Source organism: Pseudomonas sp. LBUM1664 (genome assembly GCF_059695895.1).
Window position 1 is genome coordinate 2,960,249 of sequence record NZ_CP166791.1, and the last position, 13,686, is coordinate 2,973,934.

A 13,686-nucleotide genomic window follows, 5' to 3' on the forward strand; every position below is an offset into this window, starting at 1 on the left:
TGCTCCTGACTGAACTCAAGATTGGATAAAGACATTGACCGGGAAATCCCCCAGCGCGGCGCTGACTATCAGCTCCCTTTGGGGTGTGACTGCCGCGCTTGAAAAAAGTCCCTTCAGTTTTTCACCCTCGGCGGCGAACGGTAATGACACACGGGTATTGCCCCAGTCCGACGCATTCACCAGCGGCACAGCACCGTTTTCCAGCAGGCGGGCTGCATGAATCGGTACCACGATGATGGCCCGTTGTTGCTCATGCTCACGCATGAAGGCCAGCACCCGTTGGGCCTGTTCGCCTACTACTTGTAGCGGCTGATAGCCGCCTTGGTGGAACAACTGCGGGTGTTCGGCCCGCATAGCCAGAGTTCTGGCGATCAATGCCTGCTTGATCCGACCGTCACGCCAGTCGTGTACCAGCGCTGCCGGGGCGTTGTCGGCCTGCATCGCCTCGCGGCGTGCCGCGAAATCCACCGGGCGGCGGTTGTCCGGATCTACCAGGCTGAAATCCCAGAACTCGTTGCCTTGGTACAGGTCCGGTACGCCGGGTACGGTCATGCGCAGCAAGGTTTGCGCCAGACTGTTGAGGGCGCCCGCCGGCGCGATGGCCTGGACGGCCTCGGCGATGGCGCTGCGCAGCGGCAGTCCTTCATCGCCTAGCAGTAACCGTTCGAGGAACATCTGGGTCGCCTGCTCGTAGGCGTCGTTGACGGCCGCCCAGCTGCTTTGCAACTTGGCTTCACGCAGGGCCTTGCGTTGCCATTGCCACAGGCGCTCGTTGTAGTCGGCAAGTGCCTTAGGGTTGTGGAGGTCGAGGTCCAGCGGCCAGCTCCCGAGCAACGCCTGGTACAGAATCAGCTCATCGCCGGCCGAAGGGGCCGCAGGATCGCTGTGCAGCGAGGGCGCGAGGATGCGCCACTGCTCCACGCACGCGGTGTACCAGTCGGGACGTTCGCTGAGCACCGCCAGCCTGGCGCGGGTGTCTTCGCCGCGTTTGTGGTCGTGGGTAGCGGTGGTGATCAGGTTGTCGGGGAAATGTTCCAGCCGCTCAAGGCAGGCGTCGTGGAACGCTTGCGGCGGGGCGCTGAAACGCTCAGTGTTGTAGCCCACGTCATTGCGCGACAGCAGCACCGCAGAGCGATAGAGCGCTGTGTCTTCCACGGCTTTGGCGGCGGCCGGCGACGTCAGTTGCTGGAAACGCACGCAGGCATGACGCAGTCGTTTACGCTGGCTGCCACGCGGGCGTTGTCGCCAGGGCATTCCGCCGAGCCAGCCGGCCAGGCAATCGAGCACCGGCCAGTCGGCTTCGCTGAGGGTTTGCCGGGCGCCTTCCAGAGCCTGGTTGAAAAACACCTCGTCTTCGGTGGAGCGGCCCAGCGGGTTGATGTACGTGCGGTAAACCGGGAAATGCACGATCAGCTCTTGCAGCGCCCGGCGAATCGCGCCCAGCGTCAGATCGCGGGTCATCACATCGTCCCGCGCCACTTGCAGCAGCGCCTGGGCGACGCTTTCGAAATCCCCGGCCAGGGAGCCGTTGAGAATTTGCTGGCGGGCCAGGCGGGCTTCTTCGATAAAGTGCGCCGGCCGTTCACTGTGGCGACTCCAGAACTCGGCGAGGGGCTCGGCACCGGCCGGGTCATGCTGCAGCAACGAGATCTGGTTCATGAACTCGTAACCGGTGCTGCCGTCGATGTTCCAGTCTCGCCGCAGGGTCTCGCCATCGCCGAGGATCTTCTCGATGAAAATCGGCAAGTGCCGTGACGGCGAAAGTGAATCGACGCGACGGCGCAGTTTGCGGCAGTAACCGCGAGGATCGGCAAGACCGTCGATGTGATCGATCCGCAGCCCATCCACCAGCCCCTCTTCGATCAGCTCGAAAATCTTTGCATGGGTGGCTTCGAATACAGCCGGGCGTTCGACCCGTAGGCCGCCGAGTTCGTTGACGTCGAAAAAGCGCCGCCAGTTGATGTCGTCCGCCGCCGTGCGCCAACTGGCGAGCCGGTAGCTCTGGCGCTCCAACAGTTGATGCAGGCGCTCGAAGCCCTGGGGCTCCAACGAGTCGTAGCCGCGCAGGTTCTCTTCAATGGCGGCCAGGATACCCGGTTGTGTGGCCAGCTCTCGCAACTCCGCTTGCAGTGGGCGGGCGAGGGTATGGGCATCGGTTTGGTAGTTCAAGGTGGTGAAGCGCTCGGCCAGGGCCTTGAGCGATTCGGCGTGTTCGGGTGACAGGGTTTCAGCGGGTTTGAGTAACTCGCCGTACTGCATCGGGCAGATCGGAAAGTGATGTTCGTAATGCTCGACATAGAAGCTGCCTTGCGTGGCATCGAAGCGCATTTTCAGCGTGCCTTCCTGCAGGGCCACGCCGTAATCGCTGCCCAGGAACGGCAGCAGCAACTGGCCTTCCATCAAGGGGTCGGGGGAATGCCACTGGATGTCGAAGAACTGGCCGTAGGGGCTCAGGCGTCCCCATTCCAACAGGTCCAGCCACCACGGGTTGTCGTTGCCGCCGACGGCCATGTGGTTGGACACGATGTCGAGGACCAGCCCCATCCTGTGCTCGCGCAGGGTCGCGACCAGGCGTTTGAGCGCGGCTTCGCCGCCCAGTTCCGGGTTGACCTGGGTCGGATCGACTACATCGTAGCCGTGCATGGAGCCGGCCCTGGCTTTAAGCAGCGGCGAGGCATAAATGTGGCTGATGCCCAGTGAGGCGAAATACGGCACCTGCGGTACGGCATCGTCCAGGGTGAAGCCTTTATGAAACTGCAGGCGAAGGGTCGCCCGCAGTGGTTGGGTCAACATCGGATTCATTGGTCACGCTCGTTCGCCTGAAGTCTTGCGCAGGCGAGTATTTCCAGGCGCCGGGCGGCGTCCGGGTGATCCAGCAGCGCCTGGCTTTCGTGAGCCAGGCGGCGCCGCCAATTAGGGTGGGTATCGATGGTGCCGGGCAGGTTGGCCTGCTCTTCGATGCCCAGGGCATCCTCAAGCGGCAGCAACACCAGCGGCGCGCGGGTGTGGCCGAGGAAGCGCGCACTGGCGTCCAGTACCTGGTCGGTTTCGAGGTGTTCTTCTCGAAAGTTCTGCGGATCCTGATTCAACACGTTGCGCAGGCCTTCGCGTTCACGCTCGCGGTGTTTGCGCCAGTCCATTTCAGTGTGAGAGTCGATCAGCTCCAGCCGGGCGTTCCAGTCGATATCGTGACCATGCCACCAACCGTTGAGGGTTGGCAGGTCATGGGTGCTGGTGGTTGCCAAGGCGTTGTCCGGCCAGTCGAGAATAGGTTTGAAATGGGTGTTGTCCTGTTCGAACAACAGCACGCGCATGCCCAAAATCGAGCGGGCACTGAGTTTTTCCCGCAGGCCTTCGGGCACGGTGCCGAGGTCTTCGCCCAGCACGATGGCCTGATGACGATGGGATTCGAGCGCCAGCAGACGCAGCAAATCGTCCACCGGGTAATAAAGGTATGCGCCATCGGCGGGCGGGGCGTCGTTGGGGATCACCCACAGCCGTTGCAGGCCCATGACATGATCGATGCGCAAACCGCCGGCATGGGCGAAGTTGGCCCGCAACATTTCAATGAAGGCGCGAAAGCCGTTGCGTACCAGACCTTCCGGGGAAAACGCCGAAATACCCCAACCTTGGCCGGAGCGGTTGAGAATGTCCGGCGGTGCACCGACGGTCAGCGAGGCGAGCAGTTCATCCTGTCGGCTCCAGGCCTGGCTACCAGCGCCATCGGCGCCCACCGCCAGGTCGGCGATCAGGCCGATGCCCATGCCACTGGATTTGGCAGCGCTTTGGGCACGTTCCAGGCACCGGGCAATCAGCCACTGGCAAAATGCGTAGAAGCCGATTTCGTCGGCGTTTTCCTGGGCAAAATGCGCCAGCGCCGAGCTGCGCGGGTTGCGCCATTCTTCGGGCCAGTGGCGCCAGTCGAGGCTTTCACCCCGAGCCGCGCGTTCGGCCTGCAAGGCTTCGAATCGGCAATGGTTTTCCAGGGCTTCGCCGCTGATGTGGCGGAAACTGCTGAAATCTTCATGCAACGGATGCTCGCCTTGGCTGAAACCGTCGTACAAGGCCCGCAGCACCTTCTGCTTGGCCTGGGCCGCCACCGGCCAATCGACCAGCGGCTGTTCTTCCAGGTGGCGCAGTTGATTGGTCAAGCCAGTGGCATCGATGGCCGTGCGCAGGGCGCGTTCGCCGAGGATGGTGCCTGGTGCGGCGTACAGGCTGTTGAGGAACAGTCGGCTGGACGGCGAATAAGGGCTGTAACGCCCGGTGTCGCTGCTGAACATCGCGTGCATCGGGCTGATGGCAAGCGCATCGGCTCCGCGCTCGCCGGCCACCCGTGCCAGTTCTTCCAAGGCCTGGGTGTCGCCGAAGCCGCCGTCGCCGGGGCGCCGTAGCGCATACAACTGCGCGCTCAGGCCCCAGGCGCGGGGGTTCGGATCGTCCACCGCGTCGGCCACGCTGTAGCAACGAGCCGGCGCGACCGCCAGGGTAAAATGCTGATCCTCAATGCTGACGTGCTGATAACCCACCGGGACCATCCCCGGCAGCTTGGCGTTGGCGTCGAGTTTCAGGTTCAGTGTGGCGCCATCCTCCAGCTTGATTTCGCAAGGCGTCTGGGCTTCGAAATAGCGGCTCAAGTCCACGTTGGCGCCGACGTCGGCGGTGATCAGCGGTGGCAATTGATGATTCTGTTGAACCTGCTGCAATTGCAGCAGGCTGGCGTCGATTTCCTGGGCACTGCCGGCTGGATGGCCTAGGCCAGTGAGGACCGAACGCAACACGGCCGGTGAAACTTTTTGAGCTCGGCCATTGGCGTCGATCCAATCCACCGCCAGGCCTGCCCGGCCGGCGAGGATTTCCAGTTGCGCATCGCTCATAGGCGCTCTCCAGTGGTGTTGGGCAAGGTTGCCGCTTGCGTCAGACTGACCAGCGCGCTGTAGGGCGCGAGAACGCCCTGTTGCAACAGACCCATGGCCTGCTGCGGATGTTCGAAAAGAATGCGCACTTCTTCTGGGGCGGTGTGCTCGACGGGGTCGCCGCTGAGGTTCAGGTCGATGCGCAACACGCTGCCATTCCCCAGCCGCCAGCGTGCGCTGACTGCGCCGTGGCCCAAAACATCAGCCCCCAGGGCTTGGGCTCCGGGCAGGTGCGGGATGATCTCTTCACGACGGATCTTCAGCAGCCTGCGGTACAGCGCCTCGGTGGCGTGCTGCTGGGGATGTTGCGCTTCGAGCACCGGACGCGAGGCCTCGAAGGTGCTGATGTCGTTGGGATCGGGAATCCGTTCGCGCTTCTCGGGATCGGCGAAGGCGCTGAAGGCGGCGAATTCGTTGCGCCGACCTTCACGCACCAGCTCCGCCAGTTCACCGTGATGACTGGTGAAGAACAGGAACGGCTGTTCGGCGGCAACTTCATCGCCCATGAACAGCAACGGAATCATTGGCGATAACAGTAACAAGGCGATTGCCGCGTGCAGGGCCTGGGGCGGGGCCAACTGATGCAGGCGCTCGCCCAAGGCACGGTTGCCGATCTGGTCGTGGTTTTGCAAGAACAGCACGAAAGCGCTCGGCGGCAGATGACTGCTGGGTTCGCCCCGGGATTCGCCGTGGCGGTTGGTATGGCCCTGGAAAACGAAACCCTGGCCGAGGCAGCGCGCCAGTTGCTCCGTCGGCTCCTCGGCATAGTCGGCGTAATAGGCGTCGGTCTCGCCGGTCAGCAACACATGCAGGGCGTTGTGGCCGTCGTCGTTCCACTGGGCGTCGTAATGCTGTAGCAGGCTGGCCTGGTTGTGTTCGTTTTCCACGGTCAGCCAGACATGCCGTGCCGGGTCTACCTGCTGGCGCACTTTATCCGCCAGTTCATGGAGAAAGTCCGGGTCTTCAATGGCGTGCACGGCGTCCAGGCGCAAACCGTCGAAACGGTATTCCAGCAGCCACATGAGCGCGTTGTCGATGAAGAAATCCCGCACCTCGCGACGCCGGAAATCGATCGCTGCGCCCCAGGGTGTGTGTTTGTCCTCGCGAAAAAAGCCTTTGGCGTAGCGGTGCAGGTAATTGCCGTCGGGGCCGAAATGGTTGTAGACCACATCGACAATGACCGACAGCCCGTGACCATGGGCGCTGTCGATCAGGTGCTTGAGCTGTTCCGGCGTACCGTAGGACGCCTGCGGGGCGTAGGGCAGGACGCCGTCGTAACCCCAGTTGCGATCACCGGGAAACTGCGCCAGAGGCATCAGTTCAATGGCCGTCACGCCGAGCCCGGCCAGGCGCGCCAGGTGCTGTTCAACTCCGGCGAAACCGCCGAGGGCGCCGACGTGCAATTCGTAGATCACCGCTTCGTGCCAGGGACGACCGGACCAGCGGGTGTGCCGCCATTGATAAGCATGAGGATCAACCACCACGCTTTGGCGGTCGATGTCGCCGGCCTGGGCGCGAGAGGCCGGGTCCGGCACCTCCAGTTCGCCATCGATGTTGTAGCGATAGCGGGTGCCGGCGGGGCAACGGGTCTGGATCATGAACCAGCCATCGGCTTGGGGCAGTAGCGGTATTGAATCTCCAGTGTCGAGCTCGACACTCACAGAAAAAGCATCCGGGGCCCAGAGGGCGAAGCGGGTGTGCTCAGCATCGAGCATGACCGCGCCATGGGTCCAGGGATCAGGCGTCCTTGACGACATCGTTACCTCATTGTCTGGCCGATTTACCCAGTGACTTAGCCACTAGTTGTTCATAGAGTTCGGCGTAGGGTTCCACAGCCTTGCACCAGTTGAATGGCGCCGACATGGCCCGGCAGCGCATCGCGTTAAGCAGCTCCGGGAATTCGAAGACCTTGAAAGCCCGGCTCAAGGCCTGTTTGTAGCTGTGCGCAGTGGACTCATCGAACAGAAAACCAGTGACGCCATCTTCGATGGTGTCCGCCAGGCCACCGGTGTTGCGTGCTACCGGCAGCGAGCCAAAGCGCTGGGCGTACATCTGGCTCAAACCGCACGGCTCGTAGCGCGACGGCATCAGCAGGAAATCGCTGCCGGCAAACATCCGCCGTGCATCGGTTTCGTTGAAGCCGATGCGCACGCCAATTCGTCCTGGGAAGCGCAGCGCCAATTCACGCATGGCTTGTTCTTCCTCCGGTTCGCCGCGGCCGATGATGGCGATCTGGCCGCCAGATTTGACGATGAATTCGGCAACGGCTTCGGTCAGGTCCAGGCCTTTTTGATACACCAGGCGCGAGACCACGGCGAACAGCGGGCCGGTGGAGTCGTCAAGGTCGAACAGCTCGCGCACATGGGCGGCGTTGACAGCCTTGCCCTCCCAGTCGCCCATGGCGAACTGGCAGAACAGGTGCGGGTCGGTGGCCGAATCCCAGCTTTCATCGATACCGTTGGGGATGCCGCTGAGCAGGCCTTGTTGCGTCTTGGCCGCGAGGAACCCGTCGAGCCCGCAGCCAAACGCCGGGGTGGTGATTTCCTGGGCATAAGTGGCGCTGACGGTGGTGATGTGGCTGGAGTAGGCCATGCCGGCCTTGAGGAACGACAACTTGCCGTAGAACTCCATGCCTTCCTGTTGCAGCGCGTGCTCGGGGATACCCAACTCCGGGCAGGACGCCAGGCTCACCACGCCCTGGTATGCCAGGTTGTGGATGGTGAACAGGGTAGGGGTGCGTTGCCCGCGCCAGTGCATGTAGGCAGGCGCAAGCCCGGCTGGCCAATCGTGGGCATGAACCAGGTCGGGGCACCAGTGGATCTGCGCAAGGTTGGCGGCGATGTCGGCTGCCGCCAGGCCCAGGCGCGCAAAGCGAATGTGGTTGTCAGGCCAGTCGCGACCGTTGTTGGCGCCGTACGGTGAACCTTCGCGGGCAAAGAGTTCTGGGCAGATCAGTACATAAATCACCAGGCCGTCGGCCATGTCCATGCGCCCGATCTTGCAGGGCGGCAGTGCGGCGTGGCCACCCAGTTCGCCGATGATATGGATCGGGTTTCCGCTGTTCATCACCTGCGGATAACCGGGGATCAGCACCCGGACATCATGCAGTCCGGCCATGGCTCGGGGCAGGGCGGATGAGACGTCGCCCAGGCCGCCGGTCTTGACCAGGTCGGCAATTTCCGACGTCACGAACAATACCTTCTTGCGATTGGGATTTTGTCGAACGACGGGGAGCAGTGCCTTGCCGCCGGTGGCCAGCACCGGGGCCGTCGGCGATTCGCTCGCCGGCGGTAATTGAGAACGGACTTGCTGTGGTTCCAAGGCAGCACTGATCATTAACTTTCTCCCATTTTCTTGATCTGTTTCCGGCAAGCGCCAGAGCTGTTGTTTCATTGGCCGTATCCTGCGGCCAGGCGCACAAGCGCTACGCAAGGAAAGCAAAGCGCTGCCCTTACGGCTAAGCGAATCAGTTGAAGGGGCTGCTACAAGGGACTTGCAAGGAATGCACCAGCCGCTGTTGCCCTACCTTTAACCTGACCCGTAGCCGTTGCGAAAAGTTTCGACTTTTTTTCGTCTGGATGACCGGTAGGTTTTTCCCCCGGATAGGCAGTCTAGGTCAGAACTTAGAGCGGTGCGGCTCGCTTCGTCGCATTGTCCGACAATCACGTTTATTGTCGGCAATGGCTTACACGACAAAGGGGGATACGCACCGACGAAGTGCAGTTCCTGGACACGTTATGGGTGTATGGGAAAGGCGTTGTTTCATCGGTGTGCGCGATGCGATGGCGCAATGCACCAGCGGAGGGCGTGCGAAATGGAGGCGTTTTGATAGCTATTGTAGAGTGGCAAAGACATCATTCTTGGAGCGCAGGTTTCTCGCGGATGTTATGTATCAGATAGAAAATGAATCGCTGACAGACCGCAATCGCGAGCAAGCCCGCTCCCACAGGTTTTTTTGCTAGCCAGCCGGAGTCAACAAGCGGATCGGCTTGCCCGCGGCCCAGGCCTGCAGGTTTTCAATCATCAGGGAAAAAAACTGCTGATAATTCTGTCGGCTGACGTAACCCACGTGGGGCGTGGCCAATACGTTATCCAGCGTTCGGAACGGGTGGCCGGGCGGCAAGGGCTCCTCGGCGAACACGTCCAGGGCGGCGCCAGCCAGGCGTTTGTGCTGGAGGGCATCAACCAGGGCCGCTTCATCGATGATCGGCCCGCGCGCGGTGTTGACCAGCAGCGCCTCGGGTTTCATCCAGCCCAACGCCTGGGCATCCACCAGAGCGCGGGTGCGCTCGCTGAGCACCAGGTGGACCGAGAGAATGTCGGCCTGCTCGAACAGTTCCTGCTTGCTCACGTACGTCACACCCGCTTCGGCGGCCCGCTCGACGGTGAGGTTTTGGCTCCAGGCGATCACCCGCATGCCGAACACCTGGCCGAACTGCGCCACCCGCGTGCCGATGCTGCCCAAGCCGAGGACCGCCAGAGTCTTACCGTGCAGGTCGCCACCCAAACCTTGCTGCCAGAGACCTGCGCGCAAGGCATTGGCTTCCTGCACCAGGTTGCGGGTCAGGGCCATGATCAGTGCCCAGGTCAGTTCGGGGGCGGCGTGCTTGTAGCTTTCCGTGCCGCAGACCTGGATTCCCAGTTCGGCGGCGGCTTTTAGATCCAGGGCGGCATTGCGCATGCCGCCGGTGAGCAACAGCTTGAGGTTTGGCAGGCGGCGCAGCAGGCCCTCGTCGAATGGCGTGCGCTCACGCATCACACAGATCACCTCGAAGCGCTGCAGGCGCTCGGCGAGGGTGTCGCGGTCGGCGGGGTATTGGTGAAGGAACGTCACCTGGCCGATGGCGTCCAGTACCGACCAGTCCACTACGTCCCTCGCCACGTCTTGCCAATCGTCGATGACTGCTATTTGCACCGCCATGGATCACCTCGTCAGGGAATGGGTTTGTTCAGCCAGCTCAGCAAGGCCTTGTGAAAACGCTCCGGCTCTTCCATTTGCGGGGCATGCCCCAGATTGGGGAATTCCACCAGGGTTGAACGGGGAATCAGTTGGGCGACCTGTTTGCCCAGCACCTCATAACGGCCCAGCTTGGCTTTCACGGCCGGCGGGGCGATGTCACTGCCGATGGCGGTGGTGTCGCTGGTGCCGATCAGCAGCAGGGTTGGCACTTTCAGGTCCTTGAACTCGTAATAGACCGGCTGGGTGAAGATCATGTCGTAGATCAGCGCCGAGTTCCACGCCACTTGCGTATGGCCTGGGCCTTTATTCAGCCCGGCGAGCATGTCCACCCAGCGTTCGAACTCCGGCTTCCAGCGGCCGCCGTAATAGGTCGTGCGCTCGTAATTGCGAATGCCGTCGGCGTTGAGTTTCAGCTCGCGCTCGTACCATTGGTCCACGGTACGATAAGGCACGCCGAGGGCTTTCCAGTCCTCAAGGCCAATGGGATTGACCATCGCCAGGCGCTCGACCTGATCGGGAAATTCCAAGGCATAGCGGGTGGCGAGCATGCCGCCGGTGGAGTGGCCCAGCACGACAGCTTTCTGCACACCGAGGGCCTTGAGCAGGGCGTGGGTGTTGGTTGCCAGTTGCTGGAAGCTGTACTGGTAATGGTCGGGCTTGCTGGACGTGCAGAAGCCGATCTGGTCCGGTGCGATCACTCGGTAGCCGGCCTCGCTGAGGGTCTTGATCGAATCACCCCAAGTGGCCGCGCAGAAGTTTTTGCCGTGCATCAGCACCACGCTGTGGCCATTGACCTTGCCCTGTGCCGGCACGTCCATGTAGCCCATCTGCAACGATTTGCCCTGAGACTGGAAGGCGAAGTGCTTGAGCGTATAGGGGTATTCGAATCCTTGAAGTTCCGGGCCATAGGCGGGGCCCTCAGGGGGATTTTCAGCCTGGGCGAGCATTGGCAGGGCGGCGGTCAGGAACAGGCTGGGCAACCAGCGAGCAATGGAACGCGACATGGTCAATCTCCTCGGGGCAATCGGTCGATCCTGGAGCGGACCGATTATGGCGACATTAACCACAGGCAATCGAACGGCCCGAATGTTCAAGTCCATCCGCTCCAAAGTCGCGAGATCAGCGGGCCGGGTAATCCGCCACTACGGTTTGAGTCCCGTCTTTTTTCAGGCCGATCACTTGATAGGCATCGCTCATGCCGTCCATTTCCATGCCGGGCGACCCCATGGGCATGCCAGGTGCGGCCACGCCCAGCAAGTCATCGCGTTTGCTCAACGCCAGCACCTGATCGGCCGGGACATGGCCTTCGACAAATTTGCCGTTGATCTCGGCGGTGTGGCAGGAACGCAGGTTGGGCGCCACACCCAGGCGTTGCTTGACTGAACTCATGTCGGTTTCGACATGGTCGTTGACCTTGAATCCGTTTTCTTGCAGATGCGAAATCCACTTTTTGCAGCAACCGCAATTGGCGTCGCGGTGCACGTCGAGGGTGACCGGCTCGGCGGCCTGGGCCAGGGTGGTCACGAACAGGGCGCTCAGGGCGAGCAGGTGCAGGGGGTTGGCCATGAAAGCAGTCTCGTATCGAATGGTTTTGAAGGAGGATAACAGAGTAGCGGTAGCGAGCTGACAGGCGGCTGAGGAGCAGATGACAGCGTTGTCAGGTTGGGAGGGCGGAGGGGGCTGGAGGAAGAATTCCCGGTATCGCAGTAACCTGTGGGGTATTGGCGGATATGGCTGCATATCCGCCTGTAATCAGTGTGGCAGCCGTTCTAGCGGACCTTGAACCGCCCCATGATTGCATTCACCCGAGTGTTGGCTTCCAGCAATTGCCGGGTGTTGTTCTCGCTGGCCAGGCCGCTTTCCACCTGCTCTTCCACCATATGGCGGATCTGCACCATGCTGCGATTGATCTCTTCGGTCACGGCGCTCTGTTGCTCGGCGGCGGTGGCGATCTGGGTGCTCAGGCTGTTGATCTGGCTGACGGAACCGGCCATTTCATCCAGGCCCGAGTTGACCCGGGAAGTGGCGTCGGCGGCCGACTGGCAACTGGCCTGGGTGTTTTCCATGGCCGAGACCGACGAACTCACACCTTGGGTCAGGCGGGTCAACATTTCGTTGATTTCCGACGTGCTGGCCTGAGTCCGCGCGGCGAGGGCGCGTACCTCATCGGCCACTACCGCGAAGCCTCGGCCCTGTTCACCGGCCCGTGCAGCTTCGATGGCGGCGTTAAGGGCCAGCAGGTTGGTCTGGCCGGCGATAGCACCGATCACGCCGAGAGTCTCGGTGATGCGCTGCGCATCTTGCTGCATGCTCCCGACCTTGCGGGTGGCGCTGGCCACTTCATCGATCAACGCCACCACACTGTTGGAGGCCTCACCGACAACGACGCGAGAGCGATCGGCATGCTCGCTGGCGCGCTGGGTGAACGCAGCTGTTTGGGCCGCATTCTGCGCCACGCTTTCTGCCGTGGAGCTCATTTGGGTGATGGCTGTCACGGTCTGGTCGGTTTCCGAGGCGTGGCGCATCAGGATTTCGCTGGTGTGGGCCGAGGTCCGCTGCAGGTTATCCAGGCTCGACGCCATGGCACCGGTGGCCTGGGTGACTTCGCCGATCATGTTTTGCAGGTAGGCGATGAACCCGTTGACTGAGTGACCAATGGCCCCCAGTTCATCCTCGGCACGGATAGTGATGCGTCGGGTCAGGTCGGCATCGCCAGCGGACAATGCGTCGATGTTGCCTTTGAGGACCTTCATGCGGTGGGTCAACTTACGGATCGCGTACAGCTGCATCAACACCAGCAGGATCACCATCGGGATTTGCAGCAGGCTCAGCGTGCTCAGTACATCGTCACGCTGGGCGGTGATCAGGCGGGTTGGCACCGCCGTGGCGAGGAACCACGGCGAACCTTCGATAGGCCGCATGAAAAACGTGCTGGCCTCGCCGTGGTTGTCGAACTCGACCCTCCGCCGCGGCTGGTCACGCTGGGCCAGGCCGGCCTTGACCTGGGCGGCAAATGGCGAGGATGCCGCCAGTTCGCTGATGTTCTTGAGTACGATCGGGCCGCTGATGCGCGAGCTGTTGCTGATGATTTTACCGTCGCCTTCGACAATCAACATTTCGGCGTTCAGGTCGGCTTCCTTGCGCGCCACTAGCTCGTTGAAGAAGCCCAGGGTCACGTCGATGGTGGAAACGCCATAAGGCACGCCGTTTTTCTGGATGGCCATGGCGCAGTTGGTACGAGGTTCGGCGCTGGCGTCATCTTTATAGGCGGCGGCCCAGGCGCACTTACCGGCAGGGGTGGCCATGCCGCCCTTGTGCCAGGGTTGTTCGTAATAGTTCGGTGCGGCGTCGCTGTTCCAGAAGGTATTGACCACCAGTTTGCCGGAGGCGTCGCGGTGCCAGAACGTACTGAATTTGCTGCGTCCCTCGGCGCGCTGGTTGGGTAACGGCCAGATTCCGCCGCCGAAGACTTTCAGCTCGCCATATTGATCCACCAGCCCCGGCAACACTTTGTCGATGGCATCGCTGTCGAGCAACGGGATGGTCTGGGTAATGCTGCGTTGCTGCGCCTGCACCTTGTTCAATTCGCCCTGGATCTGCTCGGCAACTTCGGCGATGCGGTTGAGCACCACTTGTTCTTCAGTGTGGCGTAGCTTGGGCGCGACCAGATAACTGATGCCTACCACCGTCAGAATGGACAGCACCAGTATGAATAGAACCAGGAACAGCGTGTAGCGAGCCTGAATGGTGCGGAGTGCGGGCATGTGAGGTCCTTGCACGAAGGCGTCTTTGGGGAGCAAGCGCAATGGT

At 61.9% G+C, this 13,686-nt stretch carries 8 protein-coding genes and 1 pseudogene; all 9 read right to left on the bottom strand.

Translation table 11 applies throughout. The features are described 5' to 3' along the window. Positions 1-15: 15 nt before the first annotated feature. Positions 16-2,802 (bottom strand): malto-oligosyltrehalose synthase, encoded by a 2,787-nt coding sequence (locus ACA047_RS13825; RefSeq protein ID WP_497359835.1) that lies wholly within the window; start codon positions 2,800-2,802, stop codon positions 16-18. Then, entirely contained in the window at positions 2,799-4,877 is a 2,079-nt protein-coding gene (malQ, locus tag ACA047_RS13830; protein WP_497359837.1) for a 4-alpha-glucanotransferase, read from the bottom strand. The genes ACA047_RS13825 and malQ overlap by 4 nt, the downstream gene beginning before the upstream one ends. Further along, positions 4,874-6,673 carry a malto-oligosyltrehalose trehalohydrolase gene (gene treZ / locus ACA047_RS13835; RefSeq protein ID WP_497359839.1) on the bottom strand — a complete coding sequence of 600 codons (1,800 nt, stop codon included), beginning with the start codon at positions 6,671-6,673 and terminating at the stop codon, positions 4,874-4,876. The genes malQ and treZ overlap by 4 nt, the downstream gene beginning before the upstream one ends. A 7-nt stretch (positions 6,674-6,680) precedes the next feature. Further along, positions 6,681-8,252 carry a glycogen synthase GlgA gene (gene glgA / locus ACA047_RS13840; RefSeq protein WP_497359841.1) on the bottom strand — a complete coding sequence of 524 codons (1,572 nt, stop codon included), beginning with the start codon at positions 8,250-8,252 and terminating at the stop codon, positions 6,681-6,683. Positions 8,253-8,874: 622 nt separating this feature from the next. Beyond that, complete coding sequence (locus tag ACA047_RS13845) at positions 8,875-9,837, bottom strand: D-2-hydroxyacid dehydrogenase family protein (RefSeq protein ID WP_497359843.1); 963 nt, start codon at positions 9,835-9,837, stop codon at positions 8,875-8,877. A gap of 11 nt (positions 9,838-9,848) precedes the next feature. Then, positions 9,849-10,880: an alpha/beta fold hydrolase gene (locus ACA047_RS13850; protein WP_497359845.1), complete on the bottom strand. Its 1,032-nt coding sequence runs from the start codon at positions 10,878-10,880 to the stop codon at positions 9,849-9,851. Between the two features lie 115 nt (positions 10,881-10,995). Further along, on the bottom strand, positions 10,996-11,442 hold the full coding sequence (locus tag ACA047_RS13855) for a DUF411 domain-containing protein (RefSeq protein WP_497359847.1): 447 nt from the start codon (positions 11,440-11,442) through the stop codon (positions 10,996-10,998). A 203-nt stretch (positions 11,443-11,645) separates the two neighbouring features. Continuing rightward, the gene (locus tag ACA047_RS13860; RefSeq protein WP_497360346.1) at positions 11,646-12,491 is read right to left on the bottom strand and encodes a methyl-accepting chemotaxis protein; all 846 of its coding nucleotides are present in this window, start codon (positions 12,489-12,491) and stop codon (positions 11,646-11,648) included. Positions 12,492-12,506: 15 nt separating this feature from the next. Further along, a pseudogene (locus ACA047_RS13865) lies at positions 12,507-13,640 on the bottom strand (PDC sensor domain-containing protein); the annotation flags it as partial. Positions 13,641-13,686 lie beyond the last annotated feature (46 nt).